The 17,396-nt window shown below is 72.4% G+C and carries 19 protein-coding genes; 9 read left to right on the forward strand and 10 right to left on the reverse strand.

Going from position 1 to position 17,396, the window contains the following annotated elements; translation table 11 throughout:
• Nucleotides 1-58: 58 nt before the first annotated feature.
• The 4 genes from ACQP09_RS29720 to ACQP09_RS29735 all read right to left on the reverse strand — a co-directional run bounded on the left by ACQP09_RS29720 (nt 59) and on the right by ACQP09_RS29735 (nt 4,193).
• Entirely contained in the window at nt 59-142 is an 84-nt protein-coding gene (locus tag ACQP09_RS29720) for a putative leader peptide (RefSeq protein ID WP_317824784.1), read from the reverse strand.
• A 164-nt stretch (nt 143-306) separates the two neighbouring features.
• The gene (locus ACQP09_RS29725) at nt 307-963 is read right to left on the reverse strand and encodes a GNAT family N-acetyltransferase (protein ID WP_433405214.1); all 657 of its coding nucleotides are present in this window, start codon (nt 961-963) and stop codon (nt 307-309) included.
• 48 nt (nt 964-1,011) lie between these two features.
• On the reverse strand, nt 1,012-2,304 hold the full coding sequence (locus ACQP09_RS29730; protein ID WP_433405217.1) for a GAF domain-containing protein: 1,293 nt from the start codon (nt 2,302-2,304) through the stop codon (nt 1,012-1,014).
• A 251-nt stretch (nt 2,305-2,555) separates the two neighbouring features.
• Entirely contained in the window at nt 2,556-4,193 is a 1,638-nt protein-coding gene (locus tag ACQP09_RS29735) for an acyl-CoA dehydrogenase family protein (protein WP_433405220.1), read from the reverse strand.
• 17 nt (nt 4,194-4,210) lie between these two features.
• Between ACQP09_RS29735 and ACQP09_RS29740 the strand changes: the two genes are divergently transcribed.
• Both ACQP09_RS29740 and ACQP09_RS29745 read left to right on the forward strand, forming a co-directional pair.
• Nucleotides 4,211-5,425, forward strand: coding sequence for a YihY/virulence factor BrkB family protein (locus tag ACQP09_RS29740; RefSeq protein WP_433405222.1), 1,215 nt, complete (start codon nt 4,211-4,213; stop codon nt 5,423-5,425).
• Between the two features lie 22 nt (nt 5,426-5,447).
• On the forward strand, nt 5,448-6,230 hold the full coding sequence (locus tag ACQP09_RS29745; RefSeq protein ID WP_433405225.1) for a DUF6597 domain-containing transcriptional factor: 783 nt from the start codon (nt 5,448-5,450) through the stop codon (nt 6,228-6,230).
• Here ACQP09_RS29745 and ACQP09_RS29750 read toward each other — a convergent pair.
• The 4 genes from ACQP09_RS29750 to ACQP09_RS29765 all read right to left on the reverse strand — a co-directional run bounded on the left by ACQP09_RS29750 (nt 6,149) and on the right by ACQP09_RS29765 (nt 9,999).
• Nucleotides 6,149-6,562 carry a VOC family protein gene (locus ACQP09_RS29750; protein ID WP_433405227.1) on the reverse strand — a complete coding sequence of 138 codons (414 nt, stop codon included), beginning with the start codon at nt 6,560-6,562 and terminating at the stop codon, nt 6,149-6,151. The two genes, ACQP09_RS29745 and ACQP09_RS29750, sit on opposite strands and share 82 nt — an antisense overlap.
• Nucleotides 6,563-6,684: 122 nt before the next feature.
• Nucleotides 6,685-8,232 (reverse strand): 3-hydroxyacyl-CoA dehydrogenase, encoded by a 1,548-nt coding sequence (locus ACQP09_RS29755; protein WP_433405229.1) that lies wholly within the window; start codon nt 8,230-8,232, stop codon nt 6,685-6,687.
• A gap of 43 nt (nt 8,233-8,275) precedes the next feature.
• The gene (locus ACQP09_RS29760; protein ID WP_433406806.1) at nt 8,276-9,046 is read right to left on the reverse strand and encodes a CoA-transferase subunit beta; all 771 of its coding nucleotides are present in this window, start codon (nt 9,044-9,046) and stop codon (nt 8,276-8,278) included.
• Between the two features lie 11 nt (nt 9,047-9,057).
• A complete protein-coding gene (locus tag ACQP09_RS29765; protein ID WP_433405232.1) occupies nt 9,058-9,999 on the reverse strand; it encodes a CoA transferase subunit A in 942 nt (313 codons plus the stop codon).
• A 121-nt stretch (nt 10,000-10,120) separates the two neighbouring features.
• On the opposite strand from ACQP09_RS29765, the gene ACQP09_RS29770 reads away from it, so the two are divergent.
• Together ACQP09_RS29770 and ACQP09_RS29775 are read left to right on the forward strand one after the other, a co-directional pair.
• Complete coding sequence (locus tag ACQP09_RS29770) at nt 10,121-11,026, forward strand: LysR family transcriptional regulator (RefSeq protein WP_432150764.1); 906 nt, start codon at nt 10,121-10,123, stop codon at nt 11,024-11,026.
• 112 nt (nt 11,027-11,138) lie between these two features.
• Nucleotides 11,139-12,359, forward strand: coding sequence for an acetyl-CoA C-acetyltransferase (locus ACQP09_RS29775; protein WP_433405234.1), 1,221 nt, complete (start codon nt 11,139-11,141; stop codon nt 12,357-12,359).
• On the opposite strand, the gene ACQP09_RS29780 is transcribed toward ACQP09_RS29775, so the two are convergent.
• The gene (locus ACQP09_RS29780; protein ID WP_433405235.1) at nt 12,349-13,527 is read right to left on the reverse strand and encodes an FAD-dependent monooxygenase; all 1,179 of its coding nucleotides are present in this window, start codon (nt 13,525-13,527) and stop codon (nt 12,349-12,351) included. The two genes, ACQP09_RS29775 and ACQP09_RS29780, sit on opposite strands and share 11 nt — an antisense overlap.
• Nucleotides 13,528-13,653: 126 nt before the next feature.
• Nucleotides 13,654-14,415, reverse strand: a complete 762-nt coding sequence (locus ACQP09_RS29785) for a chaplin (RefSeq protein ID WP_433405237.1) — start codon at nt 14,413-14,415, stop codon at nt 13,654-13,656.
• A gap of 587 nt (nt 14,416-15,002) precedes the next feature.
• Between ACQP09_RS29785 and ACQP09_RS29790 the strand changes: the two genes are divergently transcribed.
• From ACQP09_RS29790 to ACQP09_RS29810, 5 genes are all read left to right on the forward strand, one after another.
• Nucleotides 15,003-15,404 (forward strand): rodlin, encoded by a 402-nt coding sequence (locus tag ACQP09_RS29790; protein WP_073881655.1) that lies wholly within the window; start codon nt 15,003-15,005, stop codon nt 15,402-15,404.
• 294 nt (nt 15,405-15,698) lie between these two features.
• Entirely contained in the window at nt 15,699-15,932 is a 234-nt protein-coding gene (locus tag ACQP09_RS29795; RefSeq protein ID WP_093686515.1) for a chaplin, read from the forward strand.
• Nucleotides 15,933-16,182: 250 nt separating this feature from the next.
• A complete protein-coding gene (locus ACQP09_RS29800) occupies nt 16,183-16,473 on the forward strand; it encodes a hypothetical protein (protein WP_404067577.1) in 291 nt (96 codons plus the stop codon).
• Between the two features lie 76 nt (nt 16,474-16,549).
• Complete coding sequence (locus tag ACQP09_RS29805; RefSeq protein WP_432150767.1) at nt 16,550-16,960, forward strand: rodlin; 411 nt, start codon at nt 16,550-16,552, stop codon at nt 16,958-16,960.
• A 189-nt stretch (nt 16,961-17,149) separates the two neighbouring features.
• Complete coding sequence (locus tag ACQP09_RS29810) at nt 17,150-17,356, forward strand: hypothetical protein (protein ID WP_433405242.1); 207 nt, start codon at nt 17,150-17,152, stop codon at nt 17,354-17,356.
• Nucleotides 17,357-17,396: the final 40 nt, after the last annotated feature.

Below are 17,396 nucleotides of genomic sequence, written 5' to 3' on the forward strand. Positions count from 1 at the left end.
GGCGCGGCGGTGCGCGGGGCAGTGTCAGAGGTAAGGGTGCGGCGGTGTGCTGGGGCTCTCAGCGCGCCGGACAGATGGCGCTGGACATGCGGCAGAGGTCGACGTGGCGCCGACTCACCAAGGCAATTCCAGTTCCAGACATGACGGAAGCGTGTCACGCGGATCTCGGGCCAGTCCACCACTATCCACGATGTGGACGGCAGGGTCCCGAAGAATGAGACAGTGTGGTGCCGGTCACAGCTGGCATCGGCGGCAAGGGGGACAAATCGCCCCCGAGTGGGGCCGGAGACGGCCCCGGCGGCGGAATCAGGCGCCGTACGCTCCCGGCCACGGTCCCGGGGTCGCCACATCCGGCTCGACCTCGGTCTTCGTGTCGAAGAGCCGGAAGCCCCGCCGCAGGTAGTTGTCCATCGCGTACGGACCGTCCTTCGAGCACGTGTGCAGCCAGACCCGCTCCGTCGCCGGCCGCTCGGGCCACCGTTCCGCCAGGTCCCAGGCGCGCGCCGCTCCGTACGAGAGCAGATGACCGCCGATCCGCCGCCCCCGGAAGGCCGGGATCAGCCCGAAGTACAGGATCTCGACCGCACCGCCGTCCTGCGCGTCCAGCTGGACGTACCCGGCCGGTGTCCCGTTCGCGTACGCCACCCAGGTCTCGGACCCGGGACGCTCCAGCTCCTCGCGCCACTGCTCGTACGTCATCGCCAGCCGGTCGGTCCACCGGATGTCGCCGCCCACGGCGGAGTAGAGGAAGCGGTTGAACTCCGGCAGCGGCACCTCGGACCGTACGATCCGCAGATCACCCTCCGGTACGGCGGCGGGCCGCAGATCGGCGGGCGAGGTCTGCTCCAGCGACCAGGTGGTGACCTCGGTGGTGGCCACGGTCGTCACGGCCTCGGTCGCCTCGGCCTCGGTCGTCCTGGTGGCCTCGGCGGTCGGTACGGGGGGCTGCGCGGGGTTGCTCATGGCGGCCAGAAAACCATGCCGCCGCCGACCGGCGCACAGCGGGCCCGGTCAGCCCGGTGAGGCCCCCCGCCGCGCCCCCGTCACCACCGGCGCCTTCGAGTGCGGCAGCAGGTCGCCCGGGTGCTCCGGGTGGACCACCTCCACCTCCACGCCGTCGCCGAAGCGGTACGGGCGGTGCGCCAGCACCTCCGCCAGATGGCGCCGGAGCCGCGAGATCTCGGCCCGTACCGTCACCGTCCGGGTCGGATCCCCGAAGATGTCCTGCGCCAGCTCGGAGGCGCTGCGGCCCTCCCGGTGCACCGCCAGCGCGTACAGCAGCTCCGCGTGGCGCGGCGAGAGCCGCTGCGTCGACGTCCCGAGCGGCCCCACCAGGTGCACGGCCAGCGCCCGCGGCCGGCTCAGGTCGAGCACCGCCCGGCGCGGCGCCCCCTCCGCCGTACTGTCCGACACCTGCACCAGCCACCCGCCCGGCAGCGGCTCCACCCGGCACATCCCGAGCGAGGGCAGCCACACCCGCCCCGCCACCAGCGACTTCGGCAGCGGCAGCCGGTCCACCGGCGGCATCCCCGTCACCGCCGCCAGCCACCCGTGCGTGTCCACCGCCAGCGCCCGGCCGCCCAGCCGGCACAGGATCGGCGCCGCCACCGCGCGCAGCCGCTCGATCGCCACCAGATGGCGGGTGCGGATCTCGCCCTCCGCGAGCCGCGCCACCGAGTCCACCAGGGCCAGCGTCGCCGGATGGAAGGTGGCGGCCGGACCGCTGATGTCGACGATCCCCACCAGCCGCCCGTCGCGCGGGTCGCGGACCGGGGCCGCCGCGCAGGTCCAGTTGTGCAGGGCCCGGATGAAGTGCTCGGCCGAGTGGACCTGGATCGGCGCGCGGGCGGCCAGCGCCGTACCGATCGCGTTCGTCCCCGTCGCCGCCTCCGCCCAGGCCGCCCCCTCCTCCAGGCAGATGTCGTGCGCCCGGTGCATGACCCCGGAGTTGCCCTGGCGCCAGAGCACCCGGCCCTCCGCGTCGGTGACCACCATGATCTGCTGCGCGGCGTCCGCGATGGAGGCGAGCCCGGCCCGCAGCACCGGCATCACCTCGCCGAGCGCCGTACTGTGCCGCCGGTGCTCGATCTCCTCCGCCCGTAGCAGCTCGCTCTCCGGCGACTGCCCGGGGTCGATGCCGCTGCGCACGACACGCTCCCACGAGGCGTCGATCTCCGCCCGTGGCGCGACGGAGGACCGCTCGCCCGCCAGCCGGGCCTCCCGGGCCCGGTGGAGCAGCCGGGTCGCCCGCTCCGCCTCCCCGCCGATCACGCGCACCGCTCCGGCAGAACTCGTCCGACTCATGGTCCCCACCCGTTCCCCCCGAAACACTGTGAGCTCTCCGGCCCCATCCTGCCGCTGCCCGGACGCCCCCGCCGCGCAGTCCACACAATGGTTGCAACCCTTTGCAACTCTGGCGATGCCGCACCGAACCGTACGAGAGTGGGAGCGTGCCGTACGCCGGGCCCGTGCCCGGCGAGCGGCACGGTTCAAGCATGGAGGGTGGTGCCGTGTCGGCGCAGCACCACCCTCCGTCGCTTCCCCTTAGGGGGTGTCTACTCCGCGACCGGCCGGGCCCGTGCCACCACCGAGGCCAGATCCAGACTGTGCGGCAGCGTCCCGAACGCCGTGCCCCAGTCCCCGCCGAGCCGCGAGGCGCAGAACGCGTCGGAGACCTCCGGCGGCGCCCACCGCACCAGCAGCGACCCCTGGAGCACCAGCGCCATCCGCTCCACCAGACGCCGCGCCCGCGCCTCGATCCCCTCCAGGTCCGCCAGCTCCGTCAGCAGGTCCTTGATCGCCGCGTCCAGCCGGTGATCGGCCCCCCGCGCCTTCCCGACCTCCCGCAGGAACGCGTCCAGCGCCTGCGGCTCCCGCTGGAGCGCCCGCAGCACGTCCAACGCCTGTACGTTGCCCGAGCCCTCCCAGATCGAGTTGAGCGGCGCCTCACGGAGCAGCCGGGGCATGCCGGACTCCTCCACGTACCCGTTGCCGCCCAGGCACTCCAGCGCCTCGCCCACGACCGGCGTGCACCGCTTGGTGACCCAGTACTTCGCAGCCGGCACCGCGATCCGCAGGAACGCCCGCTCCTCCTCGGTGTCCGTGTCGTACGCCGAGGCCAGCCGCATCGCCAGGACGGTCGCCGCCTCCGACTCCAGCGCCAGATCGGCCAGCACGTTGCGCATCAGCGGCTTGTCGATCAGCAGCCCGCCGAACGCGGAGCGGTGGGTGGTGTGGTGGATCGCCTGCGCCACCGCCTGTCGCATCAGCGCCGCCGAACCCACCACGCAGTCCAGCCGGGTGGCCGCCACCATCTCGATGATGGTCCGCACCCCGCGCCCCTCCTCGCCGACCCGGCGGGCCCAGGTCCCGTCGAACTCGACCTCGCTGGAGGCGTTGGACTTGTTGCCCAGTTTGTCCTTCAGCCGCTGGATCGCGAACACGTTGCGCGTACCGTCGGGCAGGACCCGCGGCACCAGGAAGCAGGTCAGCCCGCCCGGTGCCTGCGCCAGCACGAGGAACCCGTCCGACATCGGCGCCGAACAGAACCACTTGTGCCCGGTGAGCAGGTACTCCCCACCGCCGGAGACCGGCTCCGCCCGGGTCGTGTTGGACCGTACGTCGGTGCCGCCCTGCTTCTCCGTCATGCCCATCCCGAAGAGGACTCCGGCCTTCCGCGTTGGCGTGCGCAGCCCTTCCTCGTACACGTACGAGGTCAGCAGCGGCTCCCACTCGGCGGCCAGCAACGGGTCGGTGCGCAGCGCGGGCACGGCGGCGTGCGTCATCGAGAGCGGGCAGCCGTGGCCCGCCTCCGCCTGCGTCCAGACCAGGAACCCGGCCGCACGCCGCACATGGCCGGCCGGACGGCCCCAGGCATCGGTCAGCCCGGCGGCGACCGCGTGGCCCAGGAGCCGGTGCCAGGACGGATGGAACTCCACTTCGTCGATCCGGTTTCCGTACCGGTCATGCGTGCGCAGAACGGGCGGATGCTCGTTGGCCTGCGCACCCCACTCCTGGGCCTGGGCCGAACCCGCCGACTGCCCGAGCCTGCTGAGTTCCTCCTGTGCCACGGGCAGGACGCCCGGCTCGATGTGCCGCTCGACGGCCTCGGACAGGGCCCGGTCGGCGGCGAAGACGTCATAGCCGACCAGCGGCGGAACCTGATTGGTCACTGTGTGGGTGGTGGCTGCCATGCCGATACGGTAAGGAGGTGCAGGCAGCAAATGAAACACCCGAGCGGCCACCGGGCCGGCTCCACCGGGCCCGAGTCCTCTACCGCAACGTCTCCAAGCGGCGGATGGCGTGGCAGTTGCTCAAGGACACCGTCAACTCGTGCATCGAGTACCGGATCCTCGGGCTGGCGGCCGAGGCGGCCTTCTTCACCCTGCTCTCCCTGCCGCCGCTGCTGCTCGGCATGATCGGACTGCTCGGTTACGTCGACGAGTGGACGACCACCGAGACGGTCGCCTCCATCGAGCGCAACATCCTCTCGGCCTCGCAGACCGTGCTCTCCGAGCGCGGGGTCAACGAGTTCGCCAAACCGCTGCTGGCCGACGTCACCACCGGCGCCCGTCCCGACGTGATCTCCATCGGCTTCGCCATCGCCCTGTGGTCCGGCTCCCGCGCGGTGAACGTCTTCATCGACACCATCACCGTCATGTACGGCCTCGACGGCCACCGCGGCATCGTCAAGACCCGCCTGCTCGCCTTCCTGCTGTACGTCGTCGCCCTGCTGCTGGGCGCGGTGGTGCTGCCGCTGCTCGTCGTCGGCCCGGACCGGGTGGTCGAGTTCGTGCCGTGGGGCACCGAGGTCATCGCCGTCCTGTACTGGCCGGTGGTGATACTGCTGACGATCGCGTTCCTCACGACGCTCTACCACGTCTCCGTCCCGGTCCGTTCACCGTGGATCGAGGACGTGCCCGGCGCGCTCGTGGCGCTCGGGATGTGGGTGCTCGGCAGCTTCCTGCTCCGGATCTACCTCACCAACACGGTCGAGGGCCCCACGATCTACGGCTCCTTGGCGGCACCGATCGCCGTCCTGCTCTGGATCGGCATCTCCGCCTTCGCCGTCCTGGTCGGCGCCGCGGTCAACGCCGCCATCGACCACGTGTGGCCCTCCCTCGCCACCGCCGCCGCCCGCGAGGCCACCGAACGCGTCCGCGCCGCCCAGGCCGCCGAGTTCGTCGCCCGCACCCGCCCGGCCACCTGGGACACCGGGGACGACGAGGAGGACGAGGACGACGGCCCGGCGTACATGCCGTCGGAGTTCCCCGAACGCTGGTCCCGCTTCCTGCCCCCCGACGACGTCAAGTCACGGCTCCAGTCGACCTGGGAGAAGGAGCCGAAGGAGCCCCGGGAGACCAAGGAGACCAAGGCCAAGGAGGCCGGGCAGCCCCGGGACAACTCCGGACCGCCGTCGGCCTGACCTCGCGCGCTAGCGTGGAAACATGGACCAGGAACAGCAGCACCGGTACCGGGAACGGCCCTCCCGCCTGCCCGGTGCCGTCGTCTGGACCTGGGACGCTCCTGACCGTCCGCTGCGGAAGGCCCGCTCGGTGCTGCCCGACGGCTGCATGGACCTGATCTGGACCGGCGGCCGCATCGTCGTCGCCGGCCCGGACACCCACGCCTTCGCGGTGGAGCCGCAGAACCGGGCCTCCTGCGCCGCGATCCGGTTCGCCCCCGGCACCGCGCCCGTACTCCTCGGCGTACCGGCGTCACTGCTGCGCGACCACCGGGCGGAGCTGGCCGACCTCTGGCCCTCCGCGACCGTACGCCGCCTCACCGAGCGGATCGACGAGGCCTCCGACCCCGCAGCGGCCCTGGAGCGGTTCGCCCTGGACCGGATCGCCGAGACCGGGCCGCCGGACCCCCGTACGGTCGCCGTCGCCGAAGGCCTGCGCCGGGGCCGTACGGTCGCGGCGACGGCGGCGGATGCCGGACTCGGCGCCCGCCAGCTCCACCGCCGCTCCCTGGCCGCCTTCGGCTACGGCCCCAAGACGCTGGCGAGGATCCTCCGCCTCCAGCGCGCCCTGGACCTCATCCGCACCGGCCTCCCGTACGCCGAAGCGGCCTCGGCGGCGGGCTGCACCGACCAGGCCCACCTCGCGCGCGAGATGCGTGACCTGGCCGGCACGACGCTCGGGACCTACTTCTCGGCAGGCGAAGCGGGAGACGCGGACGCGAACAGCGAGACCCCGGACCCGTCCGGATCCAGCACCACCGCGTAGCGGTGCCCCCACTCCGCGTCCCACGGCTCCAGATGCCCGGCGTGCCCGGCACCCGTCAGCTCCGCGTACAGCGCGTCCACCTCCGCCGGGCTGTCACACACGAACGCCAGCCCCAGCCGCTCCCCGCCCGCCGGGCGCTCCCAGCTCGGGTCGAACGAGAGGATGACGTCCTCCGTGTCCCACAACAGCCGCTGCCCGCCCGGCAGGACCACCTCCACATGCGGGGCGGCCTCCGCCCCGGCCGGGATGTCGAGGCCGAGCCTGCGGTAGAAGGCGAGCGAGGCCGCCAGGTCGGCCGTGATGATGCTGATCGCGTCGAATCGTGGAGTCATGGGACGACGGTAGGCGCAGGACGTCCGCACTGTCTTGTACGAATCGGACGCCGGGCGGCCCCGCCAGGGCCTGTCGTCAAACTGCCGCCTGCCGGGCGACGACGGCAGTTTGACGACAGGCCCTAGCCCCAGCACTCACCCACCGAGGTCCCCGCATCCGTCAGCGCCAGCCCCAGATCCGCCCGCTCGGTCACCCACCGCGTCGGCCGGTGGCGCGGGTCGCCCGTCGCCGCGTGCAGCGACCGCTGGAGCTCCAGCAGCCGCGCGGCCCCGATCCGCTCGCCCCAGGCCAGCGGCCCGGCCGGATAGCCGAGGCCGGTCGTCACCGCCAGGTCGATGTCGGCCGGGGTGGCGAGCGAACGCTCCGCGATCGCGGCGCCGACCGCGACGATCGACGACAGCAGCCGCTGCGCGACCGAGCCCGCCGTGTCCCGCACCACCGTCACCGCGTGCGGCTCGTCCGCCGCCGCCCGCGCCAGCACCGCCCGCGCGTCCCGGGCCGCGGCCGGACCGGTGGCGGCCGTCACCGCCAGGACCCGCCGCCGCCCGGCCGAAGGCAGCACCTCCACGCCCACCGTCCGCTCCGCCGGCAGCCCGCCCGCCCGGATCGCACCGGACACCGTCGTGCCCCACACCGGCACCAGCACCAGCGCCTCGGCGGACGGCCCGTCGCCCCGCTCGACCCGGACCCCGGCCGCGTCCAGCGCACCGGCGAGCGCGTCCACGTACGCCGTCGTCTCCACGGACCCGTTCGGCGCCAGGAACACCGGCCGGTCGCCGTCCCCGGTCACCGCCGGCTCCGGAACAGGTCCCTCCGCGCCTTCGCCGTACGCGTACCAGCCCTGCCCGGTCTTCCGGCCGTGCAGCCCCGCCACCACCCGGTTCGGCGTCAGGTACGAAGGGCGCAGCCGGTCCTCGTACCGGAAGCCCTGCCAGATCGAGTCGATCACCGCGGCCGTGACGTCCAGCCCGGTGAGGTCCATCAGCTCGAACGGGCCCATCCGCAGCCCCAGCACGTCCCGCGCGATCCGGTCGATGTCGGCGGGAACCGCCACCGACTCCTCCAGCAGCGCCAGCGCCTCCGTCACCAGCCCGCGACCCGCGTGGTTGACCAGAAATCCAGGGGTGTCGGCCACGGTCACCGCCCGGTGTCCGCACCCCTCCACCAGCTCGGTCAGCGCGGCCGGGATCTCCGGGCGGGTCGCCGCGCCCGGCACCACCTCCACGATCCGCATCAGCGGCACGGGGTTGAAGAAGTGCAGCCCGGCCAGGCGCGACGGGTCCTGGAGGGTCGCCGCGATCCGGGTCACCGACAGGGAGGAGGTGTTGGTCGCGAAGACGGCGGAGGACGGCAGCGCCCGCTCCAGCTTCCCGAACACCTCGGCCTTGGTCTCCAGATCCTCCCGTACGGCCTCGATGACCAGCTCCACGTCCGGCCCGGCGGACCACGGGTCGGTCAGCGGCACCAGCCGCGCCACGGACGCGTCCCGGTCGGCGGCGGTCATCCGGTCCTTGGCCACCGCCCGGTCCAGCATCGAGACGACGAACTCCACGGCGTCCGCCACCGCCTCCGCCCGTACGTCGCCCAGCTCCACGGTGTGTCCCGCGCTCGCGGCCCACTGGGCGATGCCACGGCCCATGGCCCCGGCTCCGACGATCCTGATACGCATGGCAGTTGAGGCCCTTCCGGCGATGATGGTCATGAGGAGGAGGTCAGCGGAGGTAGACGCGGTGCGGGTCGACATCGTCGCGCAGGAGCCGCAGCTCCGCATCGGTGGGCGGCTCCACCGTCGCGACCGTGTCGGCCACCTTCAGCTCCCAGCCGGTCGCGGCCCGCACCTGCTCGACGGTGACTCCGGGATGCACGGCGACCAGCCGCAACTCGTCGCCGATGCCGTCGCGGGCGAGCAGGCCCAGCTCGGTGATCACCCGGGTGACGCCGGTGCCGAGCGGGCGGATGCCGTCCGCCAGCGCCCGGTCGGGACCGGGCGTCGTACAGAAGTCGAGCTCTCCGGCGAAGGAGCGCGGAGTGTGGCGGCGCATCACCACGAAGACCTCCCGGGCGTTGGCCATCACCTCGACCGCGCCTCCGGAGCCCGGCAGCCGCACCTCCGGGCTCTCCCACGCACCGATCACCGAGGTGTTGAGGTTGCCCCACCGGTCGATCTGCGCGGCCCCGAGGAAGCCGACGTCGATGTGCCCGCCCTGGAGCACCGAGCCGAAGAGCGCGGGCATCGACAGCACCGCCTCGGCGCCCGTGATCAGCACCGCGTCCGCGATCGTCTCCGGCAGCTGCGAGGGGTGCGCGCCGCAGACCCCGGACTCGTACACCACCTCGATGCCCGGCGCGACGGTCAGCGCCGCCAGCTCGACCGCCAGTGTCGGCAGCCCGATCCCCGCGAACACGGCCCGCCGGCCCGCCAGTTCGCGCGCGGCGACGACGGAGAGCAGCTCCGAGGAGGTGACGGCCCCGGTGGCCTTCATGTCCCGCCCGCTCACAGCCGCCTCCCGTAGTCGACCTGCCCGCTCAGCGCCTCGCCGACCGCGAGCGACGCCCAGAACTCCTCGCCGAGCTTCGCCACGTACGCCGCGTGGTCGGCCGTCCCGTACACCCACTCCTCCAGCCACGCCCGCAGCCGTACCGGGTCCTTGCTGATCGCGGACCAGGCCCGGTAGAAGGCGTTGTCCCGGTCGTAGTAGCCCTGCGCGAACGACGGATGCGCGCCGCGCGGGCAGTGCACCACCGCGTCGACCGCGTGGGCCGGGACGAGGGTGCGGTTCGGGTCCGCGCGGACCACCTCGTCCGCCACCAGCTCCTCCACCACCACGACCGCCTTCTCCGCCGCGTACACCGCCTCGGCCTGGACGCCGGTCAGCCCCCAGATCTGGGTGTTGCCCCGGCGGTCGGCGCGCTGGGCGTGGATGATCGTCACGTCCGGATTGACGGGCGGGACCACGTAGATCTGCTCGGCGGTCCCGTCGGCGGCCGGATACGGCGAAGTGACCTTACGGATACCGGGGTTGACCGACGGCAGATCGCTGCCCGCGTACGAGCGCAGCGGGTAGAACGGCAGCCGCTGCGCACCGGCGAGGTAGCGGCAGACCATCCCGTAATGGCTGTACTCCTCGTACGCCAGTGGCTCGGGATCCGCGTGTTCGATGCGCCGCCGCAGCTCACCGAGCGAACCCGCCGAGGAGTTGCCCACGAAGGAGGAGACCAGCCGCGTCACGCATCCGGCTGCCAGCATCTGGTCCACCACGATGTCCGCGGTCATCCGGACGACCGTGAGATCGCGGCGGCCCTGCCGGATGATCTCGTGCCCGGCGGCGGTCGGGATGAGATGCGTGAACCCTTCGAGGCTCACGGTGTCCCCGTCGTGGACGAAGGCGGCGACGGCCTCCTTCATCGACATGACCTTGCCGGCCGTCCGGTCCACGCTTCTCCTCATCGTCCGCCTCCGCGGACCTCACGGTGTCAGCGCCATTGATGGCTGTCCAATACCGAATTAAGGTCGGATCGAGACGCTGGGAGTATCACCGACAGGAGGAGGCACCCCCATGGAGCTACGCCACCTCGACGCCTTCCTCGCCGTGGCCGAGGAGCTGCACTTCGGCCGGGCCGCCAAGCGGCTCCAGATGGCCCAGCCGCCGCTGAGCCAGCGGATCCGCCAGCTGGAGAAGGAGCTCGGCGTCCAGCTCTTCCACCGCAACACCCGCTCGGTCCGGCTCACCAGCGCGGGCGAGTCCTTCCTGGAACCCGTACGGACCGTCCTGGACGACCTGGACACCGCCGTACGTGCCGCCAGATCGGCGGGGAAGGGCGAGTACGGCCGGGTCACCATCGGGTTCGCCGGGGCCTCCAGCCACGAGACGCTGCCCCAGCTCACCCGGGCCGTGCGCGCCGCCCACCCCGGGCTCGAGCTCGTCATGACCGGCCAGACGTACGCCAACACCGCCCTCGCCCGGGTCGCCGACGGCTCGCTCGACCTCGGCTTCGTCCGGCTGCCGGTCACCCGGCCCGGCGTCGCCCACCGGGTGATCGACGAGGAGGAGCTGGTCTGCGCCCTGCCCTCCGACCACCCGCTCGCCCGGCGCGAGGCCGTCCCCCTCGCCGTACTCGCCGGTGAACCGTTCGTCTCCTTCCCCGCCAACTCCGGCTCCACCGTCCGCGACGCCATGACCGAGGCCTGCGAGAGCGCCGGATTCACCCCGAGGGTCGTCCAGGAGGCCCCGGACTCGTACACGATCCTCGCCCTGGTCGCCGCCGGTGTCGGCGTCACCCTCACGGTCACCTCCGTCCAGCACATCCAGCAGAACGGCCTGGTCTACCGCCCGCTCGCCGGACCGCCGATCCGCCTGAGCGCCGCGCTGGCCTGGCGCTCCGACAACCCTTCCGCCGCGCTGCGCGCGGTGCTCGCCGTGGCGGAGGAAGCGCTGCCGACCCCCGTGCGTACGCTCGATTGAGACGTGCGGCCTCCTGATTCGCCGCACATTCGATATTGGACCGACTCAGTGGAGCGATGCGAAGGTCACTGGACCCGCGCGTACCGCCACCGCCCTCAGGAAAGGCCCCTCCGTGCCGCTCGAAGTCGTCATCTGCGAACCGCTGCGCACCCCCATCGGCCGCTTCGGCGGAGCGTTCGCGCAGCAGACACCGGCCGCGCTGGCCGCACGCGTCATCGCGGAGATCGTCGACCGTACGGGCATCGACCCCGACCGGGTCGACGAGGTGATCCTCGGCCACGCCTACCCGACCAGCGAGGCCCCCGCCATCGGCCGGGTCGCCGCCCTGGACGCCGGGCTGCCCTCCACCGTGACCGGCACGCAGATCGACCGCCGCTGCGGCTCGGGGCTCCAGGCGGTACTGGACGCGGCGATGCAGATCCAGGCCGGGTTCAGCGAGGTCGTGATCGCCGGCGGGGTCGACGTCATGAGCGCCGCGCCCTACTACACCCACGACGGCCGCTGGGGCATCAAAGGTCCGGGCCTCCAGCTCCACGACTCCCTCGCCCGGGGCCGGGTCACCGCCGGAGGCCTCCACCACCCGGTCCCCGGCGGCATGATCGAGACGGCGGAGAACCTGCGCCGGGAGTACGCCATCAGCCGCGCCGACCAGGACGCCCTGGCCCTGCGCTCCCAGCAGCGGGCGGCCACCGCCGTCGCCGAGGGCCGGTACGCGGCGGAGACCGTTCCCGTCACCGTACGCACCCGCAAGGGCGAGACCACCGTCACCGCCGACGAACACCCCCGCCCCGACACCACCGCCGAACAACTCGCCTCCCTCCGCCCGGTGATGGCCAAGTCCGACCCGGAGGCCACCGTCACGGCCGGCAACGCCAGCGGCCAGAACGACGCGGCCGCCGCCTGCCTGGTCACCAGCGCCGGGACGGCGGAGCGCCTCGGCCTCACCCCGCTCGTCCGCCTCGTCTCCTGCGCCCGCGCGGGCGTTCCCGCCGCGACCATGGGCATCGCGCCCGTCGCCGCCACCCGCACGGCACTGGACCGGGCCGGCCTCACCCTCGCCGACCTCGACCTGATCGAGCTGAACGAGGCGTTCGCCGCCCAGGTCCTCGCCTGCACACAGGAGTTGGGCCTCGGCGAGACCGACCACGAGCAGCGGATCAACGTCAACGGATCGGGCATCTCGCTCGGCCACCCGGTCGGCGCCACCGGAGCCCGCATCCTCGCCACGCTCACCCGCGAACTCCACCGCCGCGAGGGCCGCTACGGCCTGGAGACGATGTGCATCGGCGGCGGCCAGGCGCTCGCCGCCGTCTTCGAACGCGTCACGCCGTGACAGCGGCGCCCGGTTGCTCGTACAGGTAGTGCCGCGTCCCGGCCAGCACGCCACGGAACCACGCGTCCACGTCGTCCTGCCCCATGGCCGCCCAGTCCGGCGTCTCCTCCACCTGCGCCCGGCCCATCCGGCGGCCCAGCTCCACCAAGTGGGCTCCCGCCGCCGTACGTTCATCCGCGTACCGCTCCAGCGCCGCGCCGACCGTCGGCCCTTCCCGCAGCACCCGCTCCAGGCAGAGCGCGTCCTGCAACGCCTTGACCGCACCGCTCGCCGTGTGCGGCCTGCTCACCCCGGCCGCGTCCCCGGCCAGCAGCAGCGGCGCCCGGGCGGCCCGCGGGACCTGGACATCGGCGACCGGATGACAGGCCGTCGTCCGGTGCGTGCCACGGCCGACGATCTCCGCCCACGCCGCCGGAAAGTGCTCCCGGGCCAACTCGCGTACGTACGGCCCCGGATCGGCGTTCCAGGCGCCGGGAGTCCTGCCGTAGACGGCGTACGCCAGCATACGGCCGCCCGCTCCCGGGATCAGGTAGAAGATGCCGTGCCCGCCCGGAAACCCCAGCGTCACCCACGCACCGCGCAGCAACTCCAGCTCCCGGGGGTGGTCCGCCAGCGCGCTCAGCGGAATCGCGCCGCGCCAGACCGGATAGCCGGCCGGTTCCGGAGTCAGTCCCGGAGCGAGCAACTGCCGCGTGCGCGAGGCGTGTCCGTCGGCCCCGACCACGAGGTCGTACCGCTCCTCACCGCGCGCGGTGGTGACCACCGCCCGCCCGTCGGTGTCCTCGCCGACCGAGGTGACGGGCTCTCCCCGCAGATACCGCACCGCACCGGCGCTCGCCCGCAACGACCGCCACAGCAGACCCCAGTTGCACGGCGTCACCGGCGAGGACTGGCGGGCCAGCTCCCGCGTCGACCGCCCGCCCGGCTCCCGGGTCAGCCACACCCGCGTCGCCACCGGTGCCGTCTCCATCTCCGCGTCCAGACAGCCGGAGTCGACCAGTTCGCGGTGGAGCGGCGGCGGCATCACGATGCCGAAGCCGCGGTCCTGGAGCTCGGCGCCGCTCCGCTCGTACACGGTGACCTCCGCTCCGGCCCGCGAGCCCGCGACGGCGGCCGCCCACCCGGCGATGCTGCCGCCGACCACTCCGATACGCAACGCAGCTGCCATGCCCACCCATTTTCCTGAAGTTCCCGGGCGCTCCTGGGTGCTTCCGGGCGCTCCCGGGCGTGGAGAAGGTCCGGCCGGACAGTCCCCGCTGTCCGGCCGGACCTCGTTCCTGCGGCGGGTGGCCTATCAGTCCCGCGCGTTACGGGTGCGGCGCATCAGCACCGTCCCGCCCAGCAGCATCGCGGCACTGGCGCCTGCCGCCAGGCCGAGACCGGCCGCACCGGTGTCGGCCAGGCCCGGAGTGTCGGAGCCGGGGGTGTGCGTACCGGGGGTGTTGGGGCCGGGGTTGTTCGATCCGGGGGTGTCGGTGGGCGGCTGTCCGGTGGGCGGCTCGTCGACCGGCGGCTCGTCGACGGGGGGCTGCTCGGTCGGGGGCTCGTCGACCGGCGGCTCCTCGGTCGGGGGCTCGTCGACCGGGGGCTCGTCGACCGGGGGCTCCTCGGTGGGCGGCTCGTCCACCGGCGGCTCCTCCGTCGGGGGCTCGTCGACCGGGGGCTCCTCGGTGGGAGGCTCCTCGGTCGGGGGCTCCTCGGTGGGCGGCTCCTCCGTCGGGGGCTCCTCGACCGGGGGCTCCTCCGTCGGCGGCTCTTCGGTGGGGGGCTCCTCGACCGGCGGCTCGGTCGGCGGGTAGTGGTCCTTCGGATCGCTCACGTTCGCGCAGGAGTTGCCGAACGCGGGGTTCAACAGGGCGATCACATTGACGGTGTTGCCGCACACGTTGACCGGGACGTGCACCGGCACCTGCACGGCGTTGCCCGAACCGACGCCCGGGGAACCGACGGCAGCGCCCTCGGCCGAGGAGTCGGCGTGTGCGGCACCGCCGGCCACGGCCAGGAGGCCCGACGTGGCCGCCATGACGATCATGCTTTTGTTCAAGGCCTGTCGCATTACTTGCCCTTCCTTAGGACATTCGCGAGGACATCGCGTGGGTGCTTCGCGCGCGGAGCCGTCGGGCGGTGCCGTTGTCGTGACGGACCCCCCGGGCCACCCCCACGCGAAGCCATGGTCGAAGTCGTTACACATGCGCGCTGGACGATTGCCCTAACGAGCGGCGGGCGCGCGGGAAACTCGGGGGCGCGTGGGAATTGTGTAATCACCCGAACGGATGGATGGAGTGAACCGCCCTCTGACCCCGCTACCGTTGAAGCGAAACGATTCAGCCTCAACTTTGCTCATGATCAACGGTGTTGACCGTCATGCGGGATGCGCGGCGATGGGCACGCCGCGACAGGGCGATCCACGCAGGTCGACCCGTTCGGAGGAGCGCGCCGGGCGCCGCTTCCGCAATTCCTTCACGAACAGATGGTCGTGCGAACAGAGGTGGTGTTAAAGGCGCGCACGGGCGCGGACCGGTCGCACTCCCGCGCAGTGCGCCCCCGTGCCCGGCATTCGGGTGAATGCACGGAACCAAACACCCGGCCCCGAGTTGATCAGGGGGCCCCGCCACGGGGCGACCGGTACGAGAAGGGTTAATCGTGATCAAGAAGGTTCTTGCTACGGGCGCTGTCGCCGCCTCCATCCTCGGGCTCGGCTCGACGCAGGCCATGGCGATCGCCAACGACGGCGGTACCACGACGGTCAACGGCAACGGCGCTTCGCAGTCGTACGGCAACTCCGAGACCCACGGTGACTGGAGCCCGCAGTTCGCGCTCATCCAGGGCTCGCTGAACAAGCCCTGCATCGCGCTGCCGGCCAAGGCCAACCTCGGCTCGCTCGTCGGCCTCGTGCCGATCACGGTCCAGGACATCAACGTCCTGTCCTCGCCGCAGAACCAGCAGTGCACCGAGAACTCCACCCAGGCCAAGGGCGACGAGGCCCTGTCGCACATCCTGGAGGACATCCCGATCCTCTCGGGCAACGGTGCCGGCAACGGCTGATCCGCAGCCGCTCGACTCGGGCCCGGGCCATCGGCGTTCCTCCACCGAGCGGCTCGGGCCCGTCGTTTCACCGGGAATGCGGTACGGCCTCTCCGGCCGCATTTCCGCCGCGCGGCCCGACGGCCGTTGCGGCATTCGGGCGGATATCCGGGAATCCGCCCGTGGAACAGTTTCGAACCCGGATGTTCATCGTTACGTAGGACAGCGCCGGAGTCGCGAGCGATCAGGACCTGGCTCGGGCGGACACGACAGTCGTGACCGCACCGGACTCCGCCGAGGAAAGGGATAAACAAAGTGAAGTACACCAAGGTTGCCGCAGTCGCCGCCGGTACGCTCATGGCGATGGGTGCCGCCGCGCCGGCCATGGCCGACTCGGGCGCCGAGGCCATCGCCGCGGGCTCCCCGGGCGTGCTGTCCGGCAACATCGTGCAGGTGCCGGTGCACATCCCGGTCAACGTCTGCGGTAACACCGTCAACGTGATCGGCCTGCTGAACCCGGCCTTCGGTAACACCTGCGTCAACGCGTGAGCATCTGACCGGCCGGGCCCCGCGCCCGGAACCGGTCGGCCCCGGGACGGCATCGGCCGCCCGGGGCCTTTGCTCTGCCCGCCGCAATTCCCCGCACCCTCGGTGGGAGAAAGTCGCACGGGCACAGTTTCTCCCACCCGGCCTGATCGTTATCCCTGAGGAAAGCGGCGGAAGTCACAGGTAAAGAAAGCTTGTGTGCGGCACGGAGACGTGACCGAAGCAGACGCCGCGCAGAAGGGAACCAGAAAAAGTGAAGTACGCGAAGACCGCCGCACTCGTTGTCGGCTCCGTGGCTGCCCTCGGAACGGCCGCTCCCGCGTTCGCCGCTACTGTCCCCACGGCCCCCAACTTCAGCCTCGACAGCGGCCTCAACCAGGTGATGGCCAGCGCCCCGCAGGTCGTGAACCCGCTGGTGGACACCGTCGCCGAGACCACCGAAACGGTCTCGAAGGACGGCACGGTCGGCAAGCTGGCGGGCCAGGCGACCGGGGCGGCCGAGAGTGCCGCTCCGCTGCTCGGGGGCGTTCCCCTCGGCGGCTGACCGCCGCGGAACGACCGTTCCTCCTGGTTCCTTCACCGATCCGCATCACCGCATCACTCCCCGGAAGGGCTCTCTCATGCTCAAGAAGATCATGGCCTCGGCAGCGGTTGCCGTCTCCGTCGTCGGCGTCTCCGCCGCGGCCGCCCCGTCCGCCATGGCGATCGCCAACGACGGCGGCACCACCACCGTCAACGGCAACGGCGCCTCGCAGGCCTACGGCAACTCCGCCACCCACGGTGACTGGAGCCCGCAGTTCGCGCTGATCCAGGGCTCGCTCAACAAGCCCTGCATCGCGCTGCCGGCCAAGGCCAACCTCGGTTCGCTGGTCGGTCTGGTGCCGATCTCGGTCCAGGACATCAACGTCCTGTCCTCGCCGCAGAACCAGCAGTGCACCGAGAACTCCACCCAGGCCAAGGGTGACGAGGCTCTGTCGCACCTGCTGAACGACATCCCGATCCTCTCGGGCAACGGTGCCGGCAACAACTGAGACCGGATAGCTCCGGTCCGCACCGCGTGACCCGCGTGGGGCCAGCCCGTCCGTACGGCGACCGTTCTTCGCCCGACCGGACCCGGCTGGCCCTTCGCCGTGTGGAGGGCCCTCCGGACGGGGCACACGCTTGGGCCGGATGCCGTAGCCCCGGCTGACGATCCGCGCCGGGCCGGGTAAGGCCCCTCCATGGATCCGTACGACAGTCAGACCTCGCAGAGCAGAGAGCCGTGGCCTGCACCGGGCTCCACGCCGATCTACGACCGGCTCGTCGCCGAGTGGCAGGCCGCCGGACGCGACCACCCGATGTCCGAACCAGGGCCGGAACCCGTCCTCCGCCACGGCGCCGGTTTCGTACCGGCGGCCCGCACGTCCGGCGAGGCATCCGGCGGCTGAGGCCCGAGGTCACTGGGCAGCGGCGTCGACCTTGCGCCGG

The sequence above is a fragment of the Streptomyces sp. CA-146814 genome, assembly GCF_050942385.1.
GTDB lineage: Bacteria > Actinomycetota > Actinomycetes > Streptomycetales > Streptomycetaceae > Streptomyces.

Bases quoted from the DNA above. Each gene is read 5' to 3' on its own strand.
- ACQP09_RS29720 (WP_317824784.1), bottom strand. From the start codon at position 142: ATGTCTGGAACTGGAATTGCCTTGGTGAGTCGGCGCCACGTCGACCTC.
- ACQP09_RS29725 (WP_433405214.1), bottom strand. From the start codon at position 963: ATGAGCAACCCCGCGCAGCCCCCCGTACCGACCGCCGAGGCCACCAGG.
- ACQP09_RS29730 (WP_433405217.1), bottom strand. From the start codon at position 2,304: ATGAGTCGGACGAGTTCTGCCGGAGCGGTGCGCGTGATCGGCGGGGAG.
- ACQP09_RS29735 (WP_433405220.1), bottom strand. From the start codon at position 4,193: ATGGCAGCCACCACCCACACAGTGACCAATCAGGTTCCGCCGCTGGTC.
- ACQP09_RS29745 (WP_433405225.1), top strand. From the start codon at position 5,448: ATGGACCAGGAACAGCAGCACCGGTACCGGGAACGGCCCTCCCGCCTG.
- ACQP09_RS29750 (WP_433405227.1), bottom strand. From the start codon at position 6,562: ATGACTCCACGATTCGACGCGATCAGCATCATCACGGCCGACCTGGCG.
- ACQP09_RS29755 (WP_433405229.1), bottom strand. From the start codon at position 8,232: ATGCGTATCAGGATCGTCGGAGCCGGGGCCATGGGCCGTGGCATCGCC.
- ACQP09_RS29760 (WP_433406806.1), bottom strand. From the start codon at position 9,046: ATGAAGGCCACCGGGGCCGTCACCTCCTCGGAGCTGCTCTCCGTCGTC.
- ACQP09_RS29770 (WP_432150764.1), top strand. From the start codon at position 10,121: ATGGAGCTACGCCACCTCGACGCCTTCCTCGCCGTGGCCGAGGAGCTG.
- ACQP09_RS29780 (WP_433405235.1), bottom strand. From the start codon at position 13,527: ATGGCAGCTGCGTTGCGTATCGGAGTGGTCGGCGGCAGCATCGCCGGG.
- ACQP09_RS29785 (WP_433405237.1), bottom strand. From the start codon at position 14,415: ATGCGACAGGCCTTGAACAAAAGCATGATCGTCATGGCGGCCACGTCG.
- ACQP09_RS29805 (WP_432150767.1), top strand. From the start codon at position 16,550: ATGCTCAAGAAGATCATGGCCTCGGCAGCGGTTGCCGTCTCCGTCGTC.
- ACQP09_RS29810 (WP_433405242.1), top strand. From the start codon at position 17,150: ATGGATCCGTACGACAGTCAGACCTCGCAGAGCAGAGAGCCGTGGCCT.